This is a genomic window from Microlunatus flavus, from assembly GCF_900110855.1.
Taxonomy (GTDB): Bacteria; Actinomycetota; Actinomycetes; order Propionibacteriales; family Propionibacteriaceae; genus Microlunatus; species Microlunatus flavus.
Genome location: NZ_FOFA01000002.1, coordinates 288,503 through 315,292 on the forward strand (window position 1 = coordinate 288,503; position 26,790 = coordinate 315,292).

The 26,790-nt window shown below is 73.5% G+C and carries 22 protein-coding genes and 3 tRNA genes; 13 read left to right on the forward strand and 12 right to left on the reverse strand.

All coding sequences use genetic code 11. The features are described from left to right. Positions 1-185 precede the first annotated feature (185 nt). The 6 genes from BMY04_RS05765 to BMY04_RS05790 all read left to right on the forward strand — a co-directional run bounded on the left by BMY04_RS05765 (position 186) and on the right by BMY04_RS05790 (position 7,025). On the forward strand, positions 186-1,961 hold the full coding sequence (locus BMY04_RS05765; RefSeq protein ID WP_091178187.1) for a glycosyltransferase family 2 protein: 1,776 nt from the start codon (positions 186-188) through the stop codon (positions 1,959-1,961). Beyond that, the gene (locus BMY04_RS05770) at positions 1,958-2,695 is read left to right on the forward strand and encodes an efflux RND transporter periplasmic adaptor subunit (protein WP_091178188.1); all 738 of its coding nucleotides are present in this window, start codon (positions 1,958-1,960) and stop codon (positions 2,693-2,695) included. Before BMY04_RS05765 ends, BMY04_RS05770 begins: the two co-directional genes overlap by 4 nt. Beyond that, positions 2,692-4,722, forward strand: coding sequence for a glycosyl hydrolase (locus BMY04_RS05775; protein WP_091178189.1), 2,031 nt, complete (start codon positions 2,692-2,694; stop codon positions 4,720-4,722). Before BMY04_RS05770 ends, BMY04_RS05775 begins: the two co-directional genes overlap by 4 nt. A gap of 54 nt (positions 4,723-4,776) precedes the next feature. Beyond that, a complete protein-coding gene (locus BMY04_RS05780) occupies positions 4,777-5,541 on the forward strand; it encodes a phosphatase PAP2 family protein (protein ID WP_139209764.1) in 765 nt (254 codons plus the stop codon). Positions 5,542-6,106: 565 nt separating this feature from the next. Next, positions 6,107-6,283 (forward strand): hypothetical protein, encoded by a 177-nt coding sequence (locus BMY04_RS22665; RefSeq protein WP_170854016.1) that lies wholly within the window; start codon positions 6,107-6,109, stop codon positions 6,281-6,283. A 151-nt stretch (positions 6,284-6,434) separates the two neighbouring features. Then, a complete protein-coding gene (locus BMY04_RS05790; RefSeq protein WP_091178192.1) occupies positions 6,435-7,025 on the forward strand; it encodes a hypothetical protein in 591 nt (196 codons plus the stop codon). Positions 7,026-7,370: 345 nt separating this feature from the next. On the opposite strand, the gene BMY04_RS05795 is transcribed toward BMY04_RS05790, so the two are convergent. The 10 genes from BMY04_RS05795 to BMY04_RS05840 form a co-directional block, all read right to left on the reverse strand. Continuing rightward, positions 7,371-7,781: a hypothetical protein gene (locus BMY04_RS05795; protein ID WP_091178193.1), complete on the reverse strand. Its 411-nt coding sequence runs from the start codon at positions 7,779-7,781 to the stop codon at positions 7,371-7,373. Between the two features lie 291 nt (positions 7,782-8,072). Continuing rightward, positions 8,073-8,148: transfer RNA gene (locus BMY04_RS05800), tRNA-Lys, on the reverse strand. Between the two features lie 57 nt (positions 8,149-8,205). Next, positions 8,206-9,759: a phytoene desaturase family protein gene (locus tag BMY04_RS05805; protein ID WP_091178194.1), complete on the reverse strand. Its 1,554-nt coding sequence runs from the start codon at positions 9,757-9,759 to the stop codon at positions 8,206-8,208. Positions 9,760-9,770: 11 nt separating this feature from the next. Next, the gene (locus BMY04_RS05810) at positions 9,771-10,655 is read right to left on the reverse strand and encodes an aldo/keto reductase (RefSeq protein WP_091178195.1); all 885 of its coding nucleotides are present in this window, start codon (positions 10,653-10,655) and stop codon (positions 9,771-9,773) included. A gap of 29 nt (positions 10,656-10,684) precedes the next feature. Continuing rightward, positions 10,685-11,476, reverse strand: coding sequence for a type 1 glutamine amidotransferase (locus tag BMY04_RS05815; protein ID WP_091178535.1), 792 nt, complete (start codon positions 11,474-11,476; stop codon positions 10,685-10,687). 17 nt (positions 11,477-11,493) lie between these two features. Beyond that, complete coding sequence (locus tag BMY04_RS05820; RefSeq protein ID WP_091178196.1) at positions 11,494-12,660, reverse strand: MurT ligase domain-containing protein; 1,167 nt, start codon at positions 12,658-12,660, stop codon at positions 11,494-11,496. Positions 12,661-12,805: 145 nt separating this feature from the next. Then, complete coding sequence (locus tag BMY04_RS05825; protein ID WP_091178197.1) at positions 12,806-13,336, reverse strand: superinfection immunity protein; 531 nt, start codon at positions 13,334-13,336, stop codon at positions 12,806-12,808. 44 nt (positions 13,337-13,380) lie between these two features. Continuing rightward, positions 13,381-13,456, reverse strand: a tRNA-His gene (locus BMY04_RS05830). Between the two features lie 73 nt (positions 13,457-13,529). Next, on the reverse strand, positions 13,530-14,168 hold the full coding sequence (gene orn / locus BMY04_RS05835) for an oligoribonuclease (RefSeq protein WP_091178536.1): 639 nt from the start codon (positions 14,166-14,168) through the stop codon (positions 13,530-13,532). Between the two features lie 5 nt (positions 14,169-14,173). Continuing rightward, a complete protein-coding gene (locus BMY04_RS05840) occupies positions 14,174-15,388 on the reverse strand; it encodes an MFS transporter (protein ID WP_091178198.1) in 1,215 nt (404 codons plus the stop codon). Positions 15,389-15,492: 104 nt separating this feature from the next. Here BMY04_RS05840 and BMY04_RS05845 point away from each other — a divergent pair. The 6 genes from BMY04_RS05845 (at position 15,493) to ettA (ending at position 23,407) form a co-directional block, all read left to right on the forward strand. Next, a tRNA-Arg gene (locus tag BMY04_RS05845) sits at positions 15,493-15,566 on the forward strand. A gap of 116 nt (positions 15,567-15,682) precedes the next feature. Continuing rightward, positions 15,683-16,372 (forward strand): alpha/beta fold hydrolase, encoded by a 690-nt coding sequence (locus tag BMY04_RS05850; protein WP_091178199.1) that lies wholly within the window; start codon positions 15,683-15,685, stop codon positions 16,370-16,372. 37 nt (positions 16,373-16,409) lie between these two features. Continuing rightward, positions 16,410-17,882, forward strand: a complete 1,473-nt coding sequence (locus BMY04_RS05855; RefSeq protein WP_139209765.1) for a PrsW family intramembrane metalloprotease — start codon at positions 16,410-16,412, stop codon at positions 17,880-17,882. Positions 17,883-17,903: 21 nt separating this feature from the next. Further along, positions 17,904-19,799: a P-loop NTPase family protein gene (locus BMY04_RS05860; protein WP_198409961.1), complete on the forward strand. Its 1,896-nt coding sequence runs from the start codon at positions 17,904-17,906 to the stop codon at positions 19,797-19,799. Further along, entirely contained in the window at positions 19,799-21,457 is a 1,659-nt protein-coding gene (locus tag BMY04_RS05865; protein ID WP_091178201.1) for a GTPase, read from the forward strand. Before BMY04_RS05860 ends, BMY04_RS05865 begins: the two co-directional genes overlap by 1 nt. A 267-nt stretch (positions 21,458-21,724) precedes the next feature. Continuing rightward, entirely contained in the window at positions 21,725-23,407 is a 1,683-nt protein-coding gene (gene ettA, locus BMY04_RS05870) for an energy-dependent translational throttle protein EttA (RefSeq protein WP_091178202.1), read from the forward strand. A gap of 169 nt (positions 23,408-23,576) precedes the next feature. Here ettA and BMY04_RS05875 read toward each other — a convergent pair whose 3' ends face one another. Both BMY04_RS05875 and BMY04_RS05880 read right to left on the reverse strand, forming a co-directional pair. Beyond that, entirely contained in the window at positions 23,577-24,359 is a 783-nt protein-coding gene (locus tag BMY04_RS05875; RefSeq protein WP_091178203.1) for an SDR family oxidoreductase, read from the reverse strand. Beyond that, a complete protein-coding gene (locus tag BMY04_RS05880) occupies positions 24,359-25,558 on the reverse strand; it encodes a phytanoyl-CoA dioxygenase family protein (protein ID WP_091178204.1) in 1,200 nt (399 codons plus the stop codon). Before BMY04_RS05880 ends, BMY04_RS05875 begins: the two co-directional genes overlap by 1 nt. 126 nt (positions 25,559-25,684) lie before the next feature. Here BMY04_RS05880 and BMY04_RS05885 point away from each other — a divergent pair, with 126 nt between their 5' ends. After that, positions 25,685-26,704, forward strand: coding sequence for a LacI family DNA-binding transcriptional regulator (locus tag BMY04_RS05885; RefSeq protein ID WP_091178205.1), 1,020 nt, complete (start codon positions 25,685-25,687; stop codon positions 26,702-26,704). Positions 26,705-26,790 lie beyond the last annotated feature (86 nt).

The window sequence follows — 26,790 nt, forward strand, 5'->3', positions numbered from 1 at the left end:
CCACGGTCCGTGAACCTCCCCGGCACGCGACGGCCCCCGGCGACGCGTCTCGGCGGCACTGCTGCCGTTGTCCACCGTCGCGACCGAACCTCGCCACGCCGTGCACCCGTCGACCAGACCCGGTCCGTGCTGCACGCGTGCCCGAGCGCCTGCGCGGCACGCCAGAAGACCGAGGGAGCTGCCGCATGGCACGACCTGTCCACGACTACGCCCGCGTCGACGAGTACGAGCCGGTCTCCCGGCGCGCCGAGACCGCGAACCCGTATCCGCCCGTCCTGATCGTCATCACGCTCGTGGCGACGCTGGGCATCATCCGCTACGCGATGTTCCTGCTCTCGCCGGGCAACCGCGGCAGCCTGCTGCCCTACCTGCTCGTGGTGGTGGCCGAGCTGATCCTGATCGTCCACGCGCTGCTCTCCGGCTGGACGATCCTCACGGGGACGAAGGGACCGCGCGACTTCCCCTACCACGAAGCGAAGACGGGCCTCTTCAACCGCTCGCTCGTCAAGGCCGCCGGGCTGCAGGACTCGCCCGAGCAGTGGCCGATGTCGATCGACGGCCGCGAGGTCAGCGTCGACGTCTTCATCCCGGTCTACGGCGAGGACGTCGGCGTGATCCGGCGCACGGCCCTGGCCGCGCTGGCCATCCGGGGACGTCACCGGACCTTCGTCCTCGACGACGGCCGCTCCGACGAGGTGCGGGCCATGGCCGCCGAGATCGGGTGCGGCTACATCCGCCGGCTCAGCGGCGGCGGGGCCAAGGCGGGCAACATCAACCACGCCCTCTCCATCGTGCAGTCGGACTACTTCTGCGTCTTCGACGCCGACTTCGTGCCCCGCCCGGAGTTCCTGGTCGAGACCGTGCCGTTCTTCGTCGACAAGACCGTCGCCTTCGTCCAGACGCCCCAGGCGTACGGGAACCTGCACAACCTGATCTCCCGCGGCGCCGGCTACATGCAGACCGTGTTCTACAAGTTCGTCCAGACCGGGCGGAACCACTTCAACGCGGCCTTCTGCGTCGGCACGAACGTCATCTACCGCCGCGCAGCGGTCGACGACGTCGGCGGCATCTACACCGATTCCAAGTCCGAGGACGTGTGGACCTCCCTCATGCTCCACGAGCGCGGCTGGCGCACCATCTACATCCCGCAGACGCTCGCCGTCGGCGACGCGCCCGAGACGATCGAGGCGTACACCAAGCAGCAGCTGCGGTGGGCGACCGGCGGATTCGAGATCATGTTCACGCACAACCCGCTGAGCCCGCGGCACAAGCTGTCGATGGACCAGCGCCTCATGTACCTGGTCACGGCCACGCACTACCTCACCGGGCTGGCGCCCGGGCTCCTGCTGCTGGTGCCGCCGCTGGAGATCTACTTCGACCTCCGGCCCGTGAACCTGGACATCTCGATCACGACGTGGGTCGTCTACTACGCCGGCTTCTACCTGATGCAGATCCTGCTGGCTTTCTACACCCTCGGCTCGTTCCGCTGGGAGGTGCTGATGCTGGCCGCGGTGTCGTTCCCGATCTACCTCGCCGCCCTGGTCAACGCCTTCGTCGGCAAGGAGCAGAAGTGGCACGTGACCGGTGGCAAGGGAGGTCGCCCGGAGTCGCCCTTCAGCTTCATCATCCCGCAGGTCTGCGTCTTCGCCTTCCTGGCGCTGACCTCCGTCGTGGCCGTGTGGCGCGACGTCGACAACAGCCAGCTCACGCTCGCCACGGGCTGGAACGTCACCAACACGGCGATCCTCGGCGTCTTCATGCTCGTGGCGCTTCGGGAGTCGTGGCGCAACCGCCACCCGGCCGCCGACCGCGCTGCCGACCCGGCTCCCGGCTGGACCGTCCCGCAGGACACCCCGCTCCCCGTGCTTCCCGCACTCCCGGACGGCACGACCGTCCCCGCCGACAGCCGCGACCTCCTCGTGGGCGCCGGCTCCACCCTCTCGAGGAAGGTCGACGCATGACCTGGACCAACCGTCTCCGCCTGTTCGGCGGCCTGCTCGGCGTGCTCGTGCTCGTCGCCGTGCTGACGCTCGTCTTCAACCAGCGCCAGACCCAGGCCCAGAGCCTGACCGCCACCATCGGCACCGACGCGTACGACGTCGGCGCCGGCTACGGCGGCACCGTCATCGAGCAGGACGTGCGCGAGAACGACATGGTGAAGGTCGGCGACCCGCTGTTCACCATGCAGAGCCCCGCCATGCAGCAGGACGTCGCCAACAAGGTCAAGGTCAAGAGCACCGAGGCCTACCGGGTGAACACCAAGAAGGGCACGATCACCTACCTGGCCACCGTCGCCGGCCAGGTCGACGAGGTCCGGGCCCGCCTCGGCACCACGCTGACCGGTGGGCAGTCGTTCGCGCGGATCGTCGTGACCGGGTCGCAGTTCGTCACCGCCCAGTACGTGCTCACGCCACGCGACTACGAGCGCGTGCAGGCCGGCGCCCCGGTGTCGGTCCTGCTGCCCAACAACCAGAAGATCGCCGGTACGGTCAGCACCATCAAGGTCGCGACCGACCAGGGCAACGCGGCCGCCGAGCTCCGGGTCGACAGCCCCGACCTCACCGACCCCGCCCTGAGCACGCTCACGAAGACCGGCACCCCGGTCGTCGCCACGGTCCGGCTGCGCGACGACGGCCCGCTCGCCGGCGTCAGCGACTCGGCCTTCGCCTTCCTGCGCACGATCGGCGTCACGTGAGGCGCGGAGCGCTCGCGCTCGTCGCGCTGACCCTGGTCCTCGGTCTGGCCGCCTGCACGCCCGGCGCGCCGAGGACCGGGGGCTCCGGGTCCGGCTCGACCCCCGCCGCGACCAGCGGCGAGGTCCTCCCCGCCGCCCAGGTCGACCCGCTGGTGGCGGGCGTGGTGCACCGCACCGTCAAGCCGCTGCCGACGAGCCGGCTGGCGGACGGCCTCGTGCCGCCCACCAACCGGTGGTTCTCGGGCCTGGTCTTCGGCGACCAGCCGCAGCCGGTCTTCCCGCTGCCGCTCTCCTTCGGCCTCACCGGCTCCGGCTTCTCCTTCGGCCAGCCCCGGGTCACGACCACCGCCAAGACCATCGCGGGCGGCTTCGCCCCGGACGTCGCGGTGGACGCCGGGGCCTCCTCGGCCGTCGTCTCGGCCTACGACGCCCTGAGCGTCACCGTCGAGAGCCGCGACGCGAGCGGAGTCGCGCTCGGTCGTACGGTCGTCGCGGAGGGTTCGCCGTTCGTGGCCTACCACGTCGCGAAGGCCGGCTCGGTCCGCACGAACCTGCCCTGGGCCGAGCAGGACGGTTTCTGGACCGCCGCGGTCGGTGGCGTGACGTACGCGATGGTCGTCGCCGACGGGACCGTCCAGGGCGGCACCGTCGAGCTGGAGGCGTCCGGGGTCGCGACCTGGTTCCCGGTCCCGGCCGACGGCTCCGCCGGCGCCCTCGCGGCGCTCGCGGCGCACCCGCTGACCGGCGGTTCCGTGGCGTCGACGACCGCGGGCGACCGCGTGACCACCACGCTCGCCTACCGCTCCGACGGCGACACCGCGTACGCCCGGCTGCCGCACCAGAGCGCCGACCCGGTGGGGGAGCCGCGGTGCGACCTCGGGAGCTATCCGAGCGTGTACGGGACCCTGACGCTCTGCTCGGGCAGCGCGCTCTCCTGGAGCGCGCCCGCCGTGCAGCCGACGAGCGCGCTCGACACGACGCGCCTCAGTGGCGAGGACAAAGCGACGCTCGCGGCCCAGGTCCGCGCTGACGTGGCGGCGACCCCGGCCTTCCCCTCCGACACCTACTTCGGCGGCAAGGCGCTCTACCGGGCGGCGATGCTCTACCAGCTCGCCACCCAGGTCGGTGCGGACGACGCCGCGGCCAGCATAAAGGCGCGCCTCGTCACGAGCCTCGACCAGTGGACCGACCCGCAGGGCTGCGCCCACCGGACGGCGGTCTGCTTCGTCTACGACGAGCAGGCCAAGGGACTGGTCGGGATGACCCCGTCCTTCGGCTCCGACGAGTTCAACGACCACCACTTCCACTACGGCTACTTCCTCTTCGCCGCGGGCGTCCTGGCGGAGTCCGACCCGGCCCTCGCCACGCGCTGGGCCCCGGTGATGAACCTGCTGGCGGCCGACCTGGCCTCCTCGAGCGCCAACGGCGCGTTCCCCGACCTTCGCGTCTTCGACGTGTACGCCGGGCACTCCTGGGCGTCGGGCACCGCGCCCTTCGCCGACGGCAACAACCAGGAGTCGAGCTCGGAGGCCGTCACGGCCTGGACGGGGCTCGCGACCTGGGCGAAGGCCACCGGGGACGACGCGCTGCACGGCGAGGCCGTCTGGCTGCTGTCCCTCGAGGCGCAGTCGGCGAAGGCCTACTGGACCGACGTCGACCGGAGCCAGCCGGTCTACGCCGGCTTCGACCACCAGGTCGTCTCCCTGAACTGGGGCGGCAAGCGCGACTACGGGACGTGGTTCTCGGCCGAGCCGGCCGCGATCCTCGGCATCCAGCTGATCCCGATGAGCCCGGCGGCGACCTACCTCGGCGGCGACCCGGCGCGGATCGAGGCCAACGTGAAGGAGGCCACCGGCGGGTCGTACGACCAGAAGTTCGGTGACTACCTGCTCATGTACTCCGCGCTGGCGGGGAACGCGCAGCGTGAGTCCGCGCTGGCCAAGGCCAAGACCTTGGACGCGCAGTGGATCGACGACGGCAACAGCCGCACGTACCTGCTCGCCTGGCTGATGACGGCCAAGGCCTGACCGGCGGCGCCGTGCTCCCGAGCAGGGGCCGTCGGCGGCCCTAGGGTGCGGGCTGTGGCTGGACGCGACCGTTCTCGTCGCCAGGGCGAGGAAGACGGCCGCCCGGCGCCGTCCTCCGGCCCCGGCGGGCGGGCGAGCCGCCGGTCGCGCCTGGTCCGGTCGGCCGCGTCGATGTCGGCGTTCGCCCTCCCGGTGGCGGTCCTGGCCTTCGCGGTGCGCGAGCACGCCCACGCCCTGGTGGACCTCGACGCCCGCCTGAGCGACGCCGCCACCCGGTGGGCGCGCCGGGCGGGCATCGTCCCCGCGCTCGCCGCGGTCCAGGCGGCCGCGCAGCCGTGGGTGGTCTACACCGCCAGCGTTCCCGTCCTGGCCTGGTCGGCCGTCCGGCTCGGCCTGCGGAGCCGGACGACCTGGGCGTTCGTCACGATGATGGGCAGCTGGGGGCTCGGCGCCTTGTCGAAGCTCGTCGTACGGCGGGTGCGACCGGTCCTCGACGACCCGCTGACCGTCACGACGGGCTACTCGTTCCCGTCGGGCCACGCGCTCAACTTCGCGGCGGCGAGCTCGACCGTCCTGGTCCTGCTCTGGCCGCGCCTGCGCCCGCGAGCACGTCGGCTGCTCACGGTCGGGCTGGTGGCCCTGGCCCTCGTCGTCGGCGCGGACCGGGTGCTCATCGGTGCCCACTTCGGGTCCGACGTGATCGCGGGCTACCTGCTCGGTGCCGGCCTCAGCATCGCCTCGTGGATCGCCTTCATCGGGCCGACGCCGCCGTCGTCATCCGCCCGCTCCTCCTGGTCGGGTTCGGAGCCCCTGCCCTGATCCTGGGACTCCTGGCGCAGCTCGGACCGGACGCCGGCCACGCGCCTCTTGAGACGCAGCGACCGCCGGCCTGGGAGGGCTCCGACGGTCGTCGGTAAGGTGTATTGCGCCGCGAGGGAATCTGACCCCCAACCCGCTGGTTTGAGCGCTTCTCTAGTCAGAGACCTGTTCTGGTCGCCAAATAGTTCATCGAGTAACAAGATCATCACCACTTGGTCGACCGCATCGTGAGCATGGCGGAGCTTCAGGTGAAGACTCAGGCGGACGCTGTCCGCGTCACCTCGACAGCCGAGGCGTCCGCTGTGCGAGCCGGGGCGGTAGCGGTGATCTGCGTCCCGATCCTTCTCGTCGCGCTCGCTCTCGTACTAGCGCTCACCGGATCCAGCGGCTAGGTCGTCGGAGCGGTGGGTGCATCAACCCCGATTTCTACGGCACCGCGAGGGTGGTCTCTGTCGGGAAGGGACGGATGGGCGCTGCTTCCGACGAAGGCGAGAACGGCGCTCAGCAGCAGTAGGCGTTCCGGCTCGGCCACCTGTCAGTCCCGCCACCTGGGGTGTCCGGCCTGGTGAGGATCGTGCTGGAAGCCGGCCGATCTGACCTCCAGCGGTTCGAGCTGGACCAGGCCGAGCCGCCCGAGCACGTCGACCGAGACGGCGAGCGGTACGGGCCGGGTGTCGACCACTTCGACCAGCCGATGCGCGACATCACCGGCGCGGGGCGCCACCGGCTGTGCGTGCCCTAGCAGGACATGCCCGTCGGGTAGGAGGCGCCGAGGGTGAAGCCGTAATACCCAAAGGGGTGAAGTTTTTAGGCTCGGCTGCGCAGCGACGCTCAGTGCTTCATCCTCCTATGCAAACACCTACCCCCGGGGGAACAGCATGACCACGCCACTCATGGGCCACGAGCCCGTGCCGCCGCAGCAGCCGTACCAGCCACAGCCCGCCACGCCGAAGACCACAAACCCGAAGCGCTTCGGCATCTTCGCGCTTGGCGGTGCCGGCCTGGCAGGCGTCCTCATCGGCGCCATCGTCGTCGGTGCCGCCAGCGGCGGCAGCAAGGACGAGGCGGCGGCTCCGGCACCCGCGCCCACTGTCACCGTCACGACAACGGCTCCCGCCGCGCCGGTCGCTGCGACGCCGTCCGACGACCCGACGACCGACGACACGTCGGACTCGACCACCTACGAGCCGAAGAAGAGCGACTTCAAGCTCGGCGTGAAGACGCTATCGAAGGAGTGCTTTGGGTCGGCTGGATGCAACGTGTCGTTCCGCATCAAGCCGTCGTACGTGGGCAGCCAGGACTTGCCGACGTCGGGTGAGATCGAGGTGACGTACAAGATCACCGGCCTGCAGGACCCGGTCGAGAACACGTTCACGGTCGACGGAGAGGGCACGATCACGTACACGAAGGAGGAGGACGGCCAGACTCAGTCGAAGGGCGACAAGCTCGGCGCGAAGGTCACGGACGTCGAGTACACGCCGTAGCGGGCAGCGCAGCGCCCTACTCCCAGTTCCGGGAGTGGGGCGCTGCTGCGTTCAGCCGAGGTCTTCGACGACTTCGATAGTGACTTAGCCCTCGGCGGGGAACGTCTGCTTCTTACCGTGAGGCCCGGCATTACCGCTTCCGTCACCGAGTCCTATGCGTCCACCGCGCTGAAGCTGGCCGAGGCTCACGTCTGGCTGATCCGCCAGCACTGACCTCATCCCTCGGCGGCCTCTCGCTAAGCACGGTTGCGGGCCTTGCGGGCGCGCCATTCGGCACGCTTTGCCTCGACGTCCGAGCGCTTCGGCTCGCGGTCCTCGTCCTTCCACTGGTGCACGACGGCCCGCTCAGCGCGAGCGTCGCGGACGTGCGCCGGCGCGCCTTCCGGCCGGTCTCGCGCTCTCCAGGCTGCTCCCACCTCGTGTGCCGACGTCGATCTGCCCGACCATGCCGAGACCGCCGTCGAGCACGGGCTGCTCGACGCGGCCGTGCTCGTTGACGATGATCGCGCCCTGCGGCAGGGCCTCGATCTCCTCGTCGGACTCGATGAGCGGGTATGCCGCGTCGAGCGCGGTGGCGATGTCTTCGGTGTAGTCGTGCCGGACGTGCGCAGGCAGCTGGTCCCAGGCGACATGCTCGAGGCCGACGCGGGGGCCACGCTCGTGGACGGCCACGACGGCGGAGCTGATCCGGTCCTCGCGGGTGAGCGGCTGCGGGTCGGGCGGGGAACCGGTGTCCCACGGGTCGATGGCGGTCACCGGTCTCCGCCCGTCCGGTCGGGGTGTGCCTCGTAGCGGTCGGCGGCGAGGTCGGCCAGGTCGACCGGCTGAACAAGGCCGTGCGCGTCAGCGGCTTGTCGGTCGCCCGGCTCGCCAGAGCGGCAGCAGCCGTGCACCGCAACACGATCGGGAACTACTTCAGCGGGCGCACTCAGGCAGACAAGCGCACGCTCATGCATGGCGTGGGCGCTCGCGACGGGCGTTCCCTACACCTGGCTGACAGACGGAAAACCCCCGCCGACGGCCAGGGGCCGGACGAGGGGGCGGTGGTGGTGCGCCGCGAGGGAATCGAACCCCCAACCCGCTGATTAAGAGTCAGCTGCTCTGCCTGTTGAGCTAGCGGCGCGCGAGGAACAACATTAGCAGCGGACGGCCCCAGACCCGAATCGGCTCACGGATCGGCTCACGATCCGGCCGCCGCGAGCACCGCCATGGCGGCGTTGTGGCCGCCGAGGCCGCTCACCGCGCCGCCGCGGACGGCGCCGGAGCCGCACAGCAGGACCCCCGGGTGGGCGGTCGCGACGCCCCAGGCCTCGGCCGGGGTCCGGGCGACGGCGTCGTCGGCGAGCCAGGGCCAGGCGAGGTCGCCGTGGAAGATGTGGCCGCCGGGCATCCGCAGCTCGTGCTCGAGGTCGACGGGCGTGACGACCTCGACGCAGGGACGCCCGTCGGCGTCGAGGGCGAGACAGTCCTCGAGGGGTTCGGCGAGGACGGCCTGCAGCGAGCGCAGCGCGGCGTCGCGGGCCCGGTCGCGCATGCCGTCCGGGTCGTCGCGGAACAGCCGTGCCGGCGCGTGCACGCCGAACAGCGTCAGCGTCTGGAACCCGGCCTCCCGCAGCGACGCTCCGAGGATCGACGGATCGGTGAGCGTGTGGCAGTACACCTCGGCGGGCAGCGGGTCGGGGAGCACGCCGGCCGCGGCCTGCCCGTACGCCTCGTCCAGGCGGGCGTAGCCCTGGCCCAGGTGCAGCGTCCCCGCGAACGCCGTCGCCGGGTCCGCGCCCGAGCGCAGCCGCGGCAGGCGGCGCAGCAGGAGGTTGACCTTCAGCTGGCTGCCCTCGAGGGCTCCGACGTCGTCGGTGCCGAGGAGCCGGGCCGCCTCCGCCGGAGCGCACCCCAGCAGCACGTGCGGAGCGCTGACGCGCGACCCGTCCGCGAGCACGACCTCGGCGCCGCCGCCGGGCAGCGGCACCAGCCCGGTGACGACGGCGCCGGTGCGCAGGTCGGCCCCGGCGGCACGGGCTACCCGGACGAGCTCGTCGGCGACGCGGCCCATGCCGCCCACGGGCACCCGCCACTCGCCCGTGCCGTTGCCGACGAGGTGGTAGAGGAAGCAGCGGTTCTGCACCAGGCTCGCGTCGGACGCCCGCGCGAACGTGCCGATGAGCGCATCGGTCAGCACCACACCGCGCACCGTGTCGTCGGCGAACGTGCGCTCCAGGACCTCCGACACCGGCCGTTCGACGAGGTCGTGCCAGACGTCGGTGGGGACCTCTGCCCGCAGCTCGGCGGCCCGCGGCAGCGGCCGGGTCAGCGTCGGGGCGACCACGGCGGCGAGGTCGCCGACCCGGGCGTAGAACGAGCGCCAGGCCTCGTACGCGTCGTCGCTGCCGGTGAGCGCGCGGAAGGACGCGCGCGTGGCCGGGCCCTCGGCCCGCTCGACGAGCAGGTCGCCGGAGGGCGTGGGCGTCCACGAGGCCACCCGCCGCGAGCGCAGCTCGAGGTCGAGGCCGAGATCGTCGACGACCGGGTCCGGCAGCAGCGCGACCAGGTAGGAGTAGCGCGACACCCGGGCGTCGACGCCGGGGAACAGCCGCGCCCCGGCGACCGCGCCGCCGAGCTCCTCGCGCGCCTCGAGCAGGGTGACCCGCCGCCCGGTGCGGGCGAGGTAGGTCGCGGCGACGAGCGCGTTGTGCCCGCCGCCGACGACGACGACGTCGGGGTCGGTGCGGGCCACGTCGGCCGCCCTCAGGGCCGGCCGGTGGCGCTGCAGCGCGCGAGCTCGTCCTCGGTCAGCACCAGGTCCGCCGCCTTCGCCGAGTCGGCGATGGACGCGGGTCGGCGCGCCCCGGGGATCGGGATGACGACGTCGCTCAGCGACAGCTCCCAGGCCAGCACCACCTGCTGCGGGCTGACCCCGTGCGCCTCGCCGATCTCGGCGAACGCGGCGAACTCGCGCCCGATCCCGGTCGCGCCGCCGCCGGTGCCGCCGAGGGGGCTCCAGGGCAGGAAGGCGACGCCGTGCTCGGCGCAGAGGTCGAGCTCGTCCTGGCTGGACCGGAAGCGTGGGGAGAACTCGTTCTGCACGCTGGCCAGGCCGCCCTCGCCGAGGACCTGCAGCGCGACCTCGATCTCCTCGACGTTGGCGTTGGAGATCCCGATCGCCTTGATCAGGCCCTCGTCCTGCAGGGTCTTGAAGTTCTCGATGGCCTGGCCGTAGACCATCCAGCGGTCCGGGCGGTGCCACTGGTAGAGGTCGAGCTGGTCCACGCCCAGCGCGGTCAGCGACTTCTCCACGGCCGAGCGCAGGTAGTCCAGCGAACCGTCGCGGCGCCGGGTCTCGCCCTCGCCCCGGACGATGCCGCCCTTGGTGGCGATGACCACGTCAGCGGTCGAGCCGGTGTACGTCCGGACGGCCTCGCCGACGATCCGCTCGTTGTGACCCATCGTGTCCCACGTCGGCGCGTAGACGTCGGCGGTGTCGATGAGGGTGATCCCGGCGTCGAGGGCGGCCTGCACCGTGGCGACCGCGTCGTCGTGGTCGGGGTAGACCTTGTCGTTATTCATGGACATCGGCATGGCGCCGAGCCCGATGGCCGAGACGGTGAACGGTCCGAGCTTCCTGGTCTGCACCGACGCGACCCTACCGAGGCCCCCTGAGGTCAGCGGAGGTGGCGTACGGCGGCGAGGCGCTGGCGCCGCAGGGCGTCGATCTCGGGCCGGGGGAGCGGGGCGAGCTCCTCGCCGAGGGCGAGCTCGAGCAGGTGGTCGGCGAGCGCCGGGTTGCGCGCGAGGACCGGGCCGTGCGGGTAGGTGCCGATGACCGTGCCGTTCACCGCTCCCTCGGTGCCGTCGGCGCAGTTGCCGACGCCGACCTCGACGTCGGCCAGGGGCTGGGCGTCCGGGCCGAGCCGGGTCCAGCCGCCGTGGTTCTCGAAGCCGCTGAGCAGCGCCGAGTCGTCGGCGTCGTCGGGGGCACCGGACGACCTGCGCCAGCGGCTCAGGATCTCGCCCACGGCGCGCCGCGGGCCGCGCGTGGTCGTGACGTCGAGCAGCCCGAGCCCCTCGATGACCTGGTCCTCGCCCCCGGGCACGGTGGGGTCGCCGACCGTGAACGTCCGACCCGCGATCTGGTAGCCCGCGCAGACGGCGAACACGACGGCGCCGCGGTCGACGGCGCGGTGCAGCCCCCCGTCGGCCTGGAGGGCGCGCACGGCGGAGATCTGGGCCGCGTCCTCGCCGCCGCCGAGGAGGTAGACCTGCCCGGTGTCGGGCAGCGGGTCGCCCGGTTCGACGACGGTGAGCACCGCGTCGAAGCCGCGCCAGGCGAGCCGGCGGGCCAGCACGGTCGCGTTGCCGCGGTCGCCGTAGATCCCCAGCAGCGACTGGTAGACGAGCACGACCTCGACGCGGGGGCCGTCGCCCGGGCCGTACGTCCCGGCGACGTCGTTCATCAGCGACGGCGTGCTCATCAGAGCCCTCCGAGCTTGCGGAGGCGCTGGAACGGCGTGTACGTCGCGACGACGTCGACCGGCGCGGGGTGGCCGCGCAGCGCCTCCGCGAGGTCGGGGACGGTGCGGTGCTCGACCCCGGCGTACGCCAGCCGCACGGCCAGGTCCTGCGCACGCGGCCCGGTGGCGACGACGGAGCGGCCGGTGAGCTGCTCGTACTCGACGTCCCACAGCCACGACACGTCACGCCCGTCGGCGGCGGCGGAGTCGATGGCCAGCACCACGGTCTCCGAGGTGGCCAGCGGCAGGGCCTCGGCCCAGCCGGCCGGGTTCTTGGCCAGCAGCAGGCGGGCGGTGCTGCCCGAGATCGTGGCGGTGCCGAAGCGGCCGGCGGGGGCGGTGACGGTCCGCATGCCCGTCAGCGCGGCCTCGGGGTCCACCCCGAGGAGCTCGGCCGCGGCCAGCGCGCAGGCGGCGTTGGACACGTTGAACCCGCCCGGCACGTTGAGCTGCGGCGTCACCGACGACCCGTCCGGTCGCACGACCGTGTCGCCGACGACCCGGTACGCCGCGGGCGGCTGGGCCAGGTCGCAGCGGCTGCAGCGCCAGTCGCCACCGGCGGTGAGCGTGCCGTCGGCGCCGCGCTCGGGCTGCTCGCGCAGGAGCGGCGCGCCGCACTGCGGGCACAGCGAGGCGTCCTGGGTCCAGGTCGTGGCGGTGTCGACCCAGACGACCTTCCGCGCGGTCTGCGCGGCCCAGACGATGAGGGGCTCGTCGGCGTTGGCGACGACGACCGGCCCGTCCTCGCCGGCCGCGGCGAGCGCGTCGCGCCAGCTGCGGCCGAGACCCTTGATCTCGTGGTGGCGGTCGAGCTGGTCGCGGCTGAAGTTGAGCAGCACCAGCACCTCGGGCCGGCCGAGCCGCACGAGGTCCGCGACGACGCGCTCGTCGGTCTCGAGGACCGCGAGGTCGGCACGCGGCTGCTGCGACAGCTCGGAGGCGATGCCGCCGTGCAGGTTGGCGCCGTCGGCGTTGTGGACCAGCCGGTGGGTGTCCGGGCCGAGCGCCTCGCGCACGGCCGCGGCGATGAAGTGGGTGGTGGTGGTCTTGCCGTTCGTGCCGGAGACCATGGCCACCCGGCGGCCGGCGACGAGCTCGCCGAGCGCGGCGGGGTCGAGGCGGAGCATCACCGAACCACGGATCGCGGTGCCCGAGCCGCGCCCGCTCAGCCGCGAGGCGAGCGCAGCCGCGCGGCCGACCCAGATCGCGCCGCGCAGCCGGGCGCGGGCGGGCAGGGGCAGGTGGGGACGAGGACGGGCGGGGGCGAGGGCGTCAGCCGCGATGGTCGGGCTCCCAGGGCGAACGGGGCAGCGGCCGGGTCGGCTCGCTGCCCGACGGGTCGATCCAGGTCGCCTCGGGCTCCTGGTGCTGCCGGGGCGGCAGCGCGGGCGGGGTCTGCTGCGGTCCGGGAGCCCACGGCGGCGGGGCCGGGGACCACGGCTGCGGGGCCTGGACCCACGACGCCTGCGCCGGGGGCTGGCCCCACGGCTGCGGCGGCTGCGCCAGCGCCGGCGGGGCGTACGTGTGGTTGACGACGACCACCGGCTGGTCGCTGCCGCAGGCCATCACGAGGGCCACGACCCAGCCGATCAGGCTCCAGCCGAGGAAGAGGTTGATCAGCGCGATTGCGGCGACGTTGCTGCGGTTCCGGGTGGCGGCGATCGCCCAGGGCAGCAGGTAGGCCAGCGTCAGCGCCGCGCAGACCCACGCGATGACGACGTGCGCGGTCGAGCAGCGGTAGGGCTGCACGAGGACCTGGGTCTGCGGCGGAGGAGCCGGGTAGCCGTACGGCTGGTAGCTCATCTGCCGGCCCTGTCGTCGAGGCGGACCGTCGTCGTACGACGGCGTGGGGTGAGTGACGGGACTTGAACCCGCGGCCACCTGGACCACAACCAGGTGCTCTACCAGCTGAGCTACACCCACCGCGGCAGCGCGTGGCCGGGGCCGGTGCGCTGCGCGTCGACGAGTGTAGTGGTCACCGGGCCGTGCGCCGAAATCATTCCGCCGCGGCGCGCGCGGCCTCGGGGGTGTGCCCGGTGAGGGCGCCCTGGTGGCGGGCGGCGATGGCACGGGCGCCGGCCGAGTCGGGACCGGGGAGCGGCACGAAGACGGCCTCGCGGTAGTAGCGCAGCTCCTCGATCGACTCCTGGATGTCGGCGAGGGCCCGGTGGTTGCCGCTCTTGGCCGGGGAGGCGTAGTAGGTGCGCGGGAACCAGCGCCGGGCCAGCTCCTTGACGCTGGAGACGTCGACGTTGCGGTAGTGGACGTACGCCTCGAGGGTCGGCATGCCCACGGCGAGGAAGGCCCGGTCGGTGCCGATCGAGTTGCCGGCGAGCGGGACGCGGCGCGGCTCGGGGACGAACGTGCGGATGTGGTCGAGCACCCGCTCCTCGGCCTCGGCCAGCGACAGGCCGCCGTCGAGCTCGGCGAGCAGACCGGAGCGCTCGTGCATCTGGCGCACGAAGTCGCCCATGTGGTCCAGGGCGCTCGCGCTGGGCTTGATGACCACGTCGATGCCGTCGCCGAGCACGTTCAGCTCGCCGTCGGTCACCAGGGCGGCGACCTCCACGAGCTCGTCGTGCTCGAGGTCGAGGCCGGTCATCTCGCAGTCGACCCAGACCAGGTAGTCCTTCACCGGCGTCACTGTAACTCCGTACCCGGCGGACGCCGCGGTATCCACCGGGCGAGCCAGGCGACGCCGGTCCACGTCAGCAGACCCATCGTCACGGCGGCGGCGGCCAGCGGCGCGACGACGGTCACGGCGCTGACGATCAGCGGCCCGGCGGCGTTGCCCAGGTCGGCGAACAGCCGCCACCCGCCGAGGAACTGCGTGCGCGCCTCCCGGGGGGCGGCGTCCGCGCCGAGGGTCATCACGACCCCGGCGGAGATGCCGTTGCCCAGCCCCATCAGCCCCGCGACCGCGGCGATGGCCGGTGTCGCGTGGGTGAGCGGCAGCAGCACGAAGCCGAGCCCGAGCACGACCATCGACGGCACCGCGACGAACACCCGCCCGAAGCGGTCCATGATCGCGCCGCCCGGGTAGAAGAGCAGCATGTCGACGCCGGCCGACACCCCGTAGACGAGGCTCACGGTGCTGGGGCTCAGGCCCTGCGAGGCGGCCCACAGCGGGACGATCGTCTGCCGCGTCGCGCGCGCGGCCGAGATGACCAGGACGCCGGTGCCGAGCGTCAGCAGCGTGCGCCGGTGCTGCCGCAGCACCGACAGCACCGAGGCGTGCGCCGCGCCGCTGTCGGCCCGGGCCGTGCGCTGCGTCCGGGTGACGTCGGGCAGGAAGGCGGTGAGCAGCGCCGCGGACAGGCTCATGGCGGCGGCGAACCCGTACGCGGTCCCGACGCCGCGGCCGGACACCAGCGCCGCGCCGACGAACGGCCCGATGAACAGGCCCACCCGGAACGTCCCGCCCAGCGTCGACAGCGCCCGCGCCCGCATCCGGACCGGCACCGTCTCGGTGAGGTAGGCCTGCCGGGCGAGGCTGAAGACCGCGCCGGCGAGCCCGGTGACGAAGATCGCCAGCGCCAGGACCCCCAGCGACCGCGCCAGGAACGCGCCGAGGAGCGCGACCGCGTCGACGGCGCAGGCCGTGACGAGGGCCTTCTGCTCGCCGATGCGGGCCGCCAGGGCCCCGGCCGGCAGGTCGCCCAGCAGCTGGCCGATGCCGATCAGCGCCACGACGAAGGCGGCGACGCCGAGGCTCGCACCGAGGTCGCGGGCCGACAGGGCCACGAGGGGGAGCTTGGCGCCCTGGCCGATCGAGACGAGGATGGTCGGCCCGTACGCCGGCACCGCGATGGAACGCCACCGCAGCGGTTCGGCGGGTTCGGCGGGCCGGCTCACCGTACCGAAGGTACTGAGCCTGGCGATGCTTCTCCTCCGCGACCGCCGGCCGGACGTGGGCGTGGGCGTCGCGCCGTACGATGAGACCGGTCCCGAGGGGCCGTGCGCCTGTAGCTCAACTGGACAGAGCAGCCGGTTTCTACCCGGCCGGTTGGGGGTTCGAGTCCCTCCAGGCGTGCATCCCGACTTCGTCAGAGCAGAGCGTCGAGGTCGCTCCGCTCCCGAGGCCTGATCTTCTGACGAACCGGGCCCTCGTCCCTCGGGCGGTCCGTCGGGCTCCGCTAGGGTGCCGGGATGCCGAACGTGCAGCTCGCGAACGGGCCGACGCTGCGCTACCGCGAGTGGGGACGGCCCGACGGCGCCGTGCTCCTGCTGCTGCACGGCACCACCGCCGACGGCTCCACCTGGCGCCACGTCGCGCCCGCGCTCGGCGAGCACTTCCGCGTCATCGCCCCCGACCTGCGTGGTCGCGCCGACAGCGAGTGGACCGACGACTACTCGATGCAGCTGCTCGCCGACGACGTCGTCGCCCTCATGGACGCGCTCGGCGTCCTCGGCGCGGTCCTCGTCGGGCACTCGAGCGGGGCCCTCGTCGCCTTCCTCGTCGCGAGCCAGCACCCCGAGCGCCTGCGGATGCTCGTGCTGGAGGAGATGCCGTCCCCGGACGCGGCCAAGCCGCCCCTCGAGCTGCCGCTCGGCCCGGACCCCGAGGGCCGCTGGGACTGGCGCCTCGTCATCGCGGTCCGGCGCTGGCGCAACGCCGGGCACCCGGAGTGGTGGCAGCTGGCCAACAAGATCGGCGTCCGCACGCTCGTCCTGGCCGGGTCGCGCAGCCCGTACGACGAGAGCCGCCTGCGCGACCTGTCGCACGCGATGCCGGACGCGACGTTCCGCAGCCTGGACCTCGGCCACACGCCGCACGAGGAGCGGCCGAGCGCGTTCCTGCAGGTGGTCGGGCCCTTCCTGGCCCCGCTCGCGAAGTAGCCCCGGGCCGCACCGGGGCCCACCTATCCTTTGACCCATGCCTGCCCCGGTGCCCGCCCCGGTCGCCGAGCGCAGCCCGCGTCGCGACCGCGACCTGGTGCGCAACGGGCTCCCGGTCGAGCCCGACACCTCCCAGCCCCTGCCGAAGCGGCTGCTGCGGACGCCGCTGGCCTGGCTGACCTTCCTGCTGCTCGTCGGCTACGCCGTCTGCCTCGTCCTGCTCTACCGCCAGGTGGTGCCCGACCAGCAGGTCCCCGGCGGCGTCCTGCCCGGCCTCGGGCGCGAGGCGGTCCCGATCGCCGCGCGGTACGCGCTGGTCACCGCCGTGCCCCTGTCGCTGCTGTTCCTGTGGGCCGACCGCTTCCGGCCGCAGCGCTTCTGGGTCTGGCTGATGACCTTCGGCTGGGGCGCCTGCGTCGCGACCTACGTCGCCGCGCAGATCAACACCTGGGCCGCGAGCCACCTGTCGATCATCGGCGACGGAGACCCGGCCACCGGCGCGCGGGCGGCGATCTTCGTCGCGCCGTTCGTGGAGGAGGCGGCCAAGGCCACCGTGCTCTTCTGGCTCGCGATCCTCATGCGCTACGCCTGGGTCAGCCGGCTCAGCGGCATCGTGCTCGCCGGCCTCTCGGGCGCGGCGTTCGCCTTCGTCGAGAACATCCTCTACTACGGCCGGGCCTACCGCTACGCCGCGCGCACCATCGGCGCGGTCTCGCCCGAGCAGGCCCTGCACCAGGTGTTCGTGCTGCGCGGGCTGCTCACCTTCTTCGGCCACCCGCTCTTCACGTCGATGACCGGCATCGGCCTGGCCGTGGGGATGCGCTCGAAGTCCAAGACCGTCCGCGTCGTCGCGCCGCTGGCCGGCTTCTGCTGCGCCGCGCTGCTGCACATGGCCTTCAACACCGCCGCCAGCCTGCTGTCCGGGCGCCAGCAGCTGCTGGTCTTCCTCTTCGTCGCGGTCCCGCTCGTCCTCGGCTTCGTCGGCTTCGTGGTGCGCCAGCTCCTCCTGCAGGGCCGGCTGGTCCGTACGCGCCTCGGCGACTACGTCCGGGTCGGCTGGCTCGAGCCGGGCGACCCGGTGCCGCTGTCGCGCCTGCGGACCCGGCTGCGGGCGCTGTGGCACGCGCTGTTCCGCGGGCCCGCGACGTTCCTCGCGACGATCCGCCTGCAGCGGGCCGTGACCGAGCTCGCCTACCTGCGTGACTCGATGGACCGCGGCCTCGTCGACGCCACCGGTCACCGGCGCGAACGCGTCCTGCTGGCCAGGACCCGGACGGTGCGACCGCTCGCGGTCGTCGAGCCGGTCGGTGCCGCCGACTACCCGTGGAAGCGGCTGCGCCGGCGCCGCACAGCCGAGGTCGCGGGGTACGCGCCCCCGGCCTTCCCCGGCCCGGCGGGCCTGGGCGGCAGCTTCCCCGCGGTGCCCCCCTCGGCGGCGGCGCCGCTGGGGCAGACTGCTACCCGTTACTCGGAGGTCGACCCCACCTGGAAGCCTCCCGGCCAGCAGTAGGAGCAGCAGGGAGGACGGTCGGTGACGGAGCTCGTGCCGGCCCGCGAACGCACCCCGCTCGAGCTCGCGCTGCTGCGGCTGCGCGAGGTCGTCGGGCGGGCCCGCCTCCCGCTGCCGCTGCCGGGGGCGGTCGAGCAGCAGGCGGCGGCCGACCAGGTCGGCGCCCAGCTCGACGACTACGTCCTGCCGCGGCTCGCGGCGATCGACGCGCCCATGCTCACCGTCGTCGGCGGTTCCACGGGCGCCGGCAAGTCCACGCTGGTCAACTCCCTCGTCGGCCGGCGCGTCACCGAGCCCGGGGTCATCCGGCCCACCACCCGCGCGCCCGTCCTGGTGCACCACCCCGACGACGCCCGCTGGTTCGCCGACGACCGCGTCCTGCCCGGCCTCGCCCGGGCGACGGGTGCGGCGGCCGGGGCGCGCGAGCTGCGGCTGGTGCCGCTCGACGCCCTGCCGCCCGGCCTGGCGGTGCTCGACGCGCCGGACGTCGACTCCGTCGTCGCCGAGAACCGTCGGCTGGCCGCCCAGCTGCTCGAGGCCGCCGACCTGTGGCTGTTCGTGACCTCGGCCGCGCGCTACGCCGACGCGGTCCCGTGGGACTTCCTGCTCGCCGCGGCCGCCCGCAGCGCCGCCGTCGCCGTCGTGCTGGACCGGGTCCCGCCGCGCGCGATGCGCGACGTGCCGCCGCACCTCGGTCAGATGATGAGCGAGCGCGGGCTCGCCGGCTCGCCGCTGTTCGCGGTGCCTGAGACCGCGGTGGACGCCGACGGGCTGCTGCCGGACGCCGCCGTCGCCCCCATCCGTGGCTGGCTCGGCGCGCTGGCCTCCGACCGCTCCCGCCGGGCGGCCGTGGTCCAGCAGACGCTGGACGGAGCCGTCGCCGCCCTCGTCGACCGGGCTCCCGCGCTCGCGCAGGCGGCCGACGAGCAGGCCGAGGCCGTCGACCAGTTGCGCGCCGAGGCCGACCGCTCGTACGCCGAGGCCGTCCGCACCGTGGGGGTGCAGACCGAGGACGGGACGCTGCTGCGCGGCGAGGTGCTCGCCCGCTGGCACGACTTCGTCGGCACCGGCGAGTTCTTCCGGGCCCTCGAGCAGCGGGTCGGCTGGCTGCGCGACCGGGTCGTGGCCGCGTTCAAGGGCGAGCCCCCGGGCGCCAAGGACCTCAAGGTCGCCGTCGAGTCGGGCCTGGAGTCGCTGCTGCGCCAGGAGGCCGACGCGGCCGCCGAGCGCGCCGAGGCGTCCTGGCAGTCGACGGCCGCCGGGCGCGACCTGCTGGGCCGCACGTCGGCCGACCTCTCCCACAGCTCGCCCGCACTGGCCGACCGGGCGGCCGAGGTGATCCGCGACTGGCAGGGCGCGGTCCTCGCCCTCGTCGCCGACGAGGGCATGACCAAGCGGTCGCGCGCCCGCTTCCTCGCCTTCGGCGTGAACGGCGTCGGCGTCGCGCTGATGATCGTCGTCTTCGCCCACACCGGCGGGCTGGTCGGCGCCGAGGTCGGCGTGGCCGGCGGCACGGCGCTCCTGGCCCAGCGGGTGCTCGAGGCCGTCTTCGGCGACCAGGCCGTCCGGCGGCTCGCCGTGACCGCCAAGGCGGAGCTCGACGCCCGGGTCGAGGCGCTCATGGCCGAGGAGCTGCTGCGCTACCACGCCCTGCTCGACGAGCTGGCGCTCGACCCGGGTCTGGGGGCGGCCGTGCGGGAGGCGGCGGCCGCGGTCGACACGGCTCGGCACGCGCTGCCCACCGCGACGTCCGGCGACGCCCTGCGCACGCCCGAGAAGACGCCGGCGCTGACCGCCGGTCCGTCCGGGCCGCCGCTCGTCGCCCTCGAGGGTGGCTCCGACGACGGGCTCGGCGACGTGGTGGACGCCGAGCTGGTCGAGCCCGACCCGCCGTACGAGACCCGCGAGCTGCGCTGATGGCCGGGTCCCTGGTCACCCGCGGCCGCTCGCTGCTGCAGCGCCGCGACCCGACGACCGCCCTGGTCGACCGCGTCCGGGCGCTGCGCGAGGCCGCGGACGCCTGCGAGGGCCGGGTGTCGCCCGAGGCGGTCGACGAGGCGTACCGGGTCGGCAACCAGGTCGACCAGCGGATGGCCCTGTCGGGCGGGGCCACCGTGGTGGCGCTCGCCGGCGCGACGGGCTCGGGCAAGTCGAGCACGTTCAACGCCCTCACCGGGGCCGAGCTGGCCACGGTCGGGGTGCGGCGCCCGACGACGTCGGTGAGCATGGCCGCGACCTGGGGCCCGGACGCGGGGGAGGAGCTCCTCGACTGGCTGCAGGTGCGGCGGCGCCACGTCGTCGAGACCGGCAGCCTCACCGACGCCGTGGCGCTCGACGGCCTCGTGCTGCTCGACCTGCCCGACCACGACTCGACCGCGGCCGAGCACCGGACGGAGGTCGACCGGCTCGTCGCGCTCGTCGACGTGCTGGTGTGGGTGGTCGACCCGCAGAAGTACGCCGACGCCGCGCTGCACGACCGCTACCTGCGCCCGCTCGCCGGGCACGCCGCTGTGATGCTCGTGGTGCTCAACCAGGTCGACACCCTCACGTCCGACGCGCGCGCGGCCTGCCTGCGCGACCTGCGCCGGCTGCTCGACGCCGAGGGCCTCGAGCGGGTCGAGGTGCTCGGCGTCTCCGCCGCCACCGGCGAGGGGCTCGACGTCCTGCTGCGCCGCCTCGCGCACGTCGTGGCGGGCAAGCGCGCGGCGGCCGAACGGCTGGCCGCCGACGTCGGCCGCGCGACCGACCGGCTCGCCTCCGCGTCGGGCACCGAACCCGCGCCCGAGCTCAGCCGGCGTACGGTCTCGACGCTCGACGCCCAGCTCGGCGAGGCGGCCGGCGTCCCCGTGGTGACAAGGGCTGTCGACCAGGCCTGGCGGCTGCGCGGCGGGCTCGCCACGGGCTGGCCGGTGCTGGCCTGGGTGGCGAGGTTCAAGCCCGACCCGCTGCGCCGCCTGCGGCTCGGCGGCGGCGCCAAGGAGATCGCGTCGCCCACCGGAACCTCCCGCACGTCGCTGCCCGCGCGTTCCGGCGTGCAGCAGGCCCGGGTCGACTCCGCGCTGCGCACCCTGGCCGACGAGGCGTCGACCGGGCTCACGCGCGGCTGGTCGGACGCCGTCCGCGCGACCACGCGCTCCTCGTCGGCCGGCCTGTCCGACGCGCTCGACACGGCGGTCGCGACCACGGACCTCGACCTCGACCGGCACCGCGGCTGGTGGGGCGCGGTCCGGGTGCTGCAGTGGGTGCTCTTCGCCGGCGTCCTGGTCGGGCTGGGCTGGCTCGGGGCCGCGTTCCTGCTCGCCTACCTGCAGCTGCCGCCGCTGCCCAAGGTCACGTGGTGGGGGTTCCCGGCGCCGACTGTGCTCGTCGTCGGCGGGGTGGTGGCCGGCCTGCTCGTCGCCGGGCTCGCCCGCATCGGGGTCGTCGTCGGCGCCCACCGCCGCGCCCGGCTCGCCCGCCAGCGGCTGCTCGCCGCCGTCTCCCGCGTCAGCGCGCAGCAGGTCGTCGCGCCGGTCCGTACGGAGCTGGAGCGCTACGACGCCGCCCGTTCCGCGATCCTGCGCGCCCGCGGCTGAGCCGCTGCGCCGGGGAAGTCAGGGCACCGTGCTCCGCCCCGCCCCGCCTCCGCCGCCGCGAAACGCTGATGGACGACAACCAGAACGCGGTTTTCGAGGTCGTCCCTCAGCGGTTCGCGGGCGAGGGCATGGACCGGGAGAGGCGGGCAGCCGGGCGGGTCGGCGTACGGGAAGTCGGGGCACCCCCGGCGTTGTTGGCATACTGGGTGGTCGCCTGCGCCGCAGGGCTGACCGCGCGCGCCGAACGCTCTCGATGAGAAAGCACCCATGCCTGAATTCATCTACTCGATGCACAACGTCCGCAAGACGCTGGGCGACAAGCTCGTGCTCGACAACATCACGCTGTCGTTCTACCCGGGCGCCAAGATCGGTGTCGTCGGCCCGAACGGGACCGGCAAGTCGACCCTGCTCAAGATCATGGCGGGACTCGAGAAGGCCAACAACGGCGACGTGATCCTGGCCAAGGACGCGACCGTCGGCATCCTGCTGCAGGAGCCGCCACTGACGCCCGGCAAGACCGTCCTCGAGAACGTCGAGGAGGCCGTCGCCGACGTCAAGGCGCTGCAGCGCCGGATGGACGAGCTGGGCGAGGCGATGGCCGACCCCGACGCGGACTTCGACGCCCTGATGGCCGAGATGGGCGACGTCCAGACCGAGCTCGACAACCGCAACGCGTGGGACATCGACTCCCAGCTCGAGCAGGCCATGGACGCGCTGCGCTGCCCGCCGCCGGACGAGATCGTCGACGTCCTCTCCGGTGGTGAGCGCCGCCGCGTCGCGCTGTGCAAGCTGCTGCTCCAGCAGCCCGACCTGCTGCTGCTCGACGAGCCCACCAACCACCTCGACGCCGAGAGCGTGAACTGGCTCGAGGGCCACCTGAACAGCTACCCGGGCGCCGTCCTCGCGGTGACGCACGACCGGTACTTCCTCGACAACGTCGCCCAGTGGATCCTCGAGATCGACCGCGGCAAGACGCACCCGTACGAGGGCAACTACTCGACCTACCTCGACACCAAGAAGTCGCGGCTCCAGGTCGAGGGCAAGCGCGACGCCAAGCGGGCCAAGATCCTGGAGCGCGAGCTCGAGTGGGCGCGGTCCAACCCCAAGGCGCGCCAGGCGAAGAACAAGGCCCGCCTCGCCCGCTACGAGGAGATGGCCGCGGAGGCGGACCGCAACCGCAAGCTGGACTTCGAGGAGATCAACATCCCGGCCGGGCCGCGCCTGGGCAGCCAGGTGCTGGACGCGGACAAGCTGGTCAAGGGCTTCGGCGACCGGCTGCTCTTCGACGGGCTCGACTTCACGCTGCCGCGCGCCGGCATCGTCGGCGTCATCGGCCCGAACGGCGTCGGCAAGTCGACGCTGTTCCGGATGCTCGTCGGGGAGGAGCAGCCGGACTCCGGCGCGCTCCGCATCGGCGAGACGGTCAAGGTCAGCTACGTCGACCAGGGCCGCTCCGGCCTGGACCCGAAGAAGAACGTCTGGGAGCTCGTCTCCGACGGCCTCGACTTCATCAAGGTCGCGAACTTCGAGATGCCGTCGCGCGCGTACGTGGCGTCGTTCGGGTTCAAGGGGCCGGACCAGCAGAAGCCCTCGGGCGTGCTCTCCGGCGGTGAGCGCAACCGGCTGAACCTCGCCCTCACGCTCAAGATGGGCGGCAACCTGCTGCTCCTCGACGAGCCGACCAACGACCTGGACGTCGAGACGCTCCAGTCGCTGGAGGACGCGCTGCTCGAGTTCCCGGGCTGCGCCGTCGTGATCTCCCACGACCGGTGGTTCCTGGACCGCGTCGCGACCCACATCCTCGCGTGGGAGGGCGACGACGAGGAGCAGGCCAAGTGGTTCTGGTTCGAGGGCAACTACGCCGACTACGAGGCGAACAAGATCACGCGCCTCGGCGCCGAGGCCGCCCGTCCGCACCGGGCGACCCATCGCCGCCTGACGCGCGCCTGAGGCGTACGCCGCCGGGACCCGCGTGGAGGAGTCGGGCGGTCGAGCCGCGCGCTCGGCCGCTTGTCCCAGGTTGCAAGGACTCACCCACCTCTGCAGAGGTGGGTGAGTCCTTGCATTTCACGACAACGTGAAATGCACGGGGGTCCGGGCGTAAGGATCGCCCGGCGGCTCAGTCGTGGGCGCCGGGAACCGTCTGGTCCCAGTCGACCACCGAACCGGTGACCACGCCCGACTCGGGCGACAGCAGCAGCACGACCAGGCGGGCCGCGTCGTCGACCTGGCCGAGCCGGCCCATCGGCAGCTGCTCGGCGGCCCGCTCGAGCCAGTCGTCGCCGGCGCCGTGGAACTGCCGCTGCGTCGCGTCCTCCCCGGGCGTCTCGGTCCAGCCGATGTTGACGCCGTTGATGCGGACCCGGTCGAAGCGGTGCGCGTGGGCCGCGTTCTTCGTCAGGCCCACGAGCCCGGCCTTCGCCGCGACGTACGGGGCGAGGTAGGGCTGCCCGCCGTGCGCCGACATGGTGATGACGTTGACGACCGACCCCGGTGCACCGCGGCGGACCATGTCGGCCACCGCGGCCTGCATGAGGAAGAACGGCGCGCGCAGGTTCACGGCGACGTGGGCGTCGAACAGCTCCGGCGTCGTGTCGAGCAGCGTCCCGCGGTCGGTGAGCCCGGCCGCGTTGACGAGGCCGTCGACCCGGCCGAACTTCTCGACCGCCGCGGCGACCGACGCCCGCGCCTGCTCCACGTCGCTGACGTCGGCCCGCACGAAGGTCGCCGGGTGCCCGCCGAGCGCGTCGAGCTCGGCGACGAAGGCCTCCCCGACCTCCGTACGGCGCCCGCTCACGACCACGTGCGCCTCGGCGGCGACGGCGGCGCGGGCCACGCCCGCGCCGACGCCCTGCGTGCCGCCGCTGACGAGGACGACCAGGTCCTGCAGCGACCCCGGCATCAGATCTCGTCCGTGCGGTGCCGCACGTCGTAGGCGCCCAGCGTCTCGGCGAGCGCCTCGGGCTCCACGTCGTCGGCGAGGGCCTGGGTGACGACCTCGGCCTGGGACAGCGGCGTCAGCCCGCCCACGTTGGCGTCGAGGTCGAGGTTCGTCGGGAAGGGGTAGCCCTCCGCCGACGCCGCGACCGCGTTGGCGAGCGCGGCCGGGTCGGCGCCCGCCGCCTTGCGGGCGCGCAGCACGGGGTAGACGGCGCGGACGACCTTCGAGCGGTCGACCGTCTCCATCGCCCGCCCGAAGGCCGAGCTCACCTGCAGCAGGTTCGCCATCCGCTGGACGTCGGCGGAGACGTTCGTGCCCGCCCCGTGGAACAGCGCCGGGTTGAAGAAGGCCGCGTCGCCCTTGGCCAGCGGCAGCTGCACGTACGAGCGCAGGAAGTGCTCGCGGAACTGCGGCAGCCGCCACGCCAGGTAGCCGGGCGCGTACTGGTGGCTGTAGGGCAGGTACATCGTCGGGCCGCTCTCGACCGGCATGTCCGAGTGCGCGACCGCGCCCTGCAGCGTGAGGACGGGCGAGAGCAGGTGCACGTGCGCCGGGTAGCGCGCCGCGGTCTCGTTGGGCAGGAAGCCGAGGTGGTAGTCGCGGTGCGGGTCCTGCGCCTGGCCGCCGGGGCGGACGACGTTGACCTGGGAGGTGACCTGGTAGGCCGGGCCGAGCCAGGCCGAGGACACCAGCGCGAGCAGGTCGTTGCCGTAGTAGTCGACGAACGTGCCCGGGTCGGTGACGGCGAGCTTCTCCAGCGCGTTCCAGACGCGGTCGTTGGCGCCGCTGCCGAAGTGGTCGTTGCCGCCGGCGCCGCTCGCACGCTCGGCCGCGATGATCCCCTCGAACGCGGCGGTGGCGCGGTCGACGACGGTGGTGTCGGGGAAGGCTCCGCGGAAGGCGACGACGCCGGGGCCGTCGGTGAAGGCGCGGACGAGCTCGGCCTGCACGGTCTCGCGCCCGGCGTCGTCGACGGCGACGCGGCGCAGCGTGGCGGCGTCGTACACGAGCACGTCCTGCACCACCTCCGCGGCGTGCGGGTAGTCGGCGACGTCGGTGCGCTGGTCGAGCAGGGCCACGAAGTCGTCGAGGCGGCAGTCGGCCTCGGTGAAGCGGGCCGGCGTGCCGGCGGTGGTGGTGCGGCGGGCGGTGACCGTCATGGTCGTCTCCTCGGTGGTGTCCCGGACGGGTGGGTGTAGCAGCACACTAGGGGAGCGTGAGAGGCTGACGACCTCACGAAATCCCTCAGAAACACCTCACCGACCGGCTCCGAACGAGGCCCTGCGTTGCCCCACCACCCGTACCGGATCCGCGAGATCGCCGAGCAGTCCGGCCTGAGCGTGGCCACCGTCGACCGCGTCCTGAACGAGCGCCCCGGCGTGCGGGCCAGCACCGTGGCCGAGGTGCGGCAGGCGGTCCTCGACCTCGACCGGCAGCGCGACCAGGTCCGGCTCGCGGGGCGCACGTTCCTGGTCGACCTCGTCATGCGGGCGCCGCGACGGTTCACCGACGGGGTCCGGGCGGCGCTCGAGGCCGAGCTGCCGACGCTGCAGCCGGCGCTCGTGCGCAGCCGCTTCCGCCTCCGGGAGGAGGGGCCGGTGGCGGAGGTCGCGGCCACGCTCGACGACATCGCCCGGCGGGGGTCGCACGGCGTCCTGCTCAAAGCGCCCGACCACCCGGTCGTGGTCGAGGCCGTCGACCGGCTCGTCGCGCGCGGCATCCCGGTCGTCACCCTCGCGACCGACCTGCCGCTGAGCCGGCGGGTGGCCTACGTCGGCATCGACAACCGCGCGGCCGGGGCCACGGCGGCGTACCTGCTGACCCGGATGGGTGCCGGCGGAGACGCGCCGGTGCTGGTCACGCTGAGCAGCACGAGCTTTCGCGGCGAGGAGGAGCGCGAGGCCGGCTTCCGCTCGGCGATGCGGGAGATGGCGCCCGGCCGGGTGCTGCGCGAGGTCTCGGAGACCGACGGACTCGACGTGTCGATGCTCCGCGCCGTCGGCGAGGTGCTCGACGCCGAGCCCGACCTCGACGCCGTCTACTCGATCGGCGGCGGCAACACCGCCGTGCTGGAGGCCTTCCGGGCGCGGGGGCGTACGCCGCGGGTGTTCGTCGGCCACGACCTCGACGCCGACAACCTGACGCTGCTGCGCCGGCACCAGGTCACGGCGGTCCTGCACCACGACCTGCGCGCCGACGCCCGCCAGGCGTGCCGCCTGCTGCTGCAGTGGCACGGCGCGATCCCCGGCGTCGTCTCCTCGGCCCCGTCGGCCATCCAGGTCGTGACGCCGTACAACGTCCCCTGAGGGCACGCTCCCTGAGCCTGTCGAAGGGCCTCGGAGAGGTCGGCGTAGGGGCACGCTCCCTGAGCCTGTCGAAGGGCCTCGGAGAG

What these genes read in the sequence shown, in the direction of transcription:
- ettA (WP_091178202.1), top strand. Translation starts at nt 21,725, where the DNA reads ATGCCTGAATTCATCTACTCGATGCACAACGTCCGCAAGACGCTGGGC.
- BMY04_RS05765 (WP_091178187.1), top strand. Translation starts at nt 186, where the DNA reads ATGGCACGACCTGTCCACGACTACGCCCGCGTCGACGAGTACGAGCCG.
- BMY04_RS05770 (WP_091178188.1), top strand. Translation starts at nt 1,958, where the DNA reads ATGACCTGGACCAACCGTCTCCGCCTGTTCGGCGGCCTGCTCGGCGTG.
- BMY04_RS05855 (WP_139209765.1), top strand. Translation starts at nt 16,410, where the DNA reads ATGCCTGCCCCGGTGCCCGCCCCGGTCGCCGAGCGCAGCCCGCGTCGC.
- BMY04_RS05865 (WP_091178201.1), top strand. Translation starts at nt 19,799, where the DNA reads ATGGCCGGGTCCCTGGTCACCCGCGGCCGCTCGCTGCTGCAGCGCCGC.
- BMY04_RS05880 (WP_091178204.1), bottom strand. Translation starts at nt 25,558, where the DNA reads ATGACGGTCACCGCCCGCCGCACCACCACCGCCGGCACGCCGGCCCGC.
- BMY04_RS05815 (WP_091178535.1), bottom strand. Translation starts at nt 11,476, where the DNA reads ATGAACGACGTCGCCGGGACGTACGGCCCGGGCGACGGCCCCCGCGTC.
- BMY04_RS05850 (WP_091178199.1), top strand. Translation starts at nt 15,683, where the DNA reads ATGCCGAACGTGCAGCTCGCGAACGGGCCGACGCTGCGCTACCGCGAG.
- BMY04_RS05875 (WP_091178203.1), bottom strand. Translation starts at nt 24,359, where the DNA reads ATGCCGGGGTCGCTGCAGGACCTGGTCGTCCTCGTCAGCGGCGGCACG.
- BMY04_RS05820 (WP_091178196.1), bottom strand. Translation starts at nt 12,660, where the DNA reads ATGCTCCGCCTCGACCCCGCCGCGCTCGGCGAGCTCGTCGCCGGCCGC.
- BMY04_RS05825 (WP_091178197.1), bottom strand. Translation starts at nt 13,336, where the DNA reads ATGAGCTACCAGCCGTACGGCTACCCGGCTCCTCCGCCGCAGACCCAG.
- BMY04_RS05790 (WP_091178192.1), top strand. Translation starts at nt 6,435, where the DNA reads ATGGGCCACGAGCCCGTGCCGCCGCAGCAGCCGTACCAGCCACAGCCC.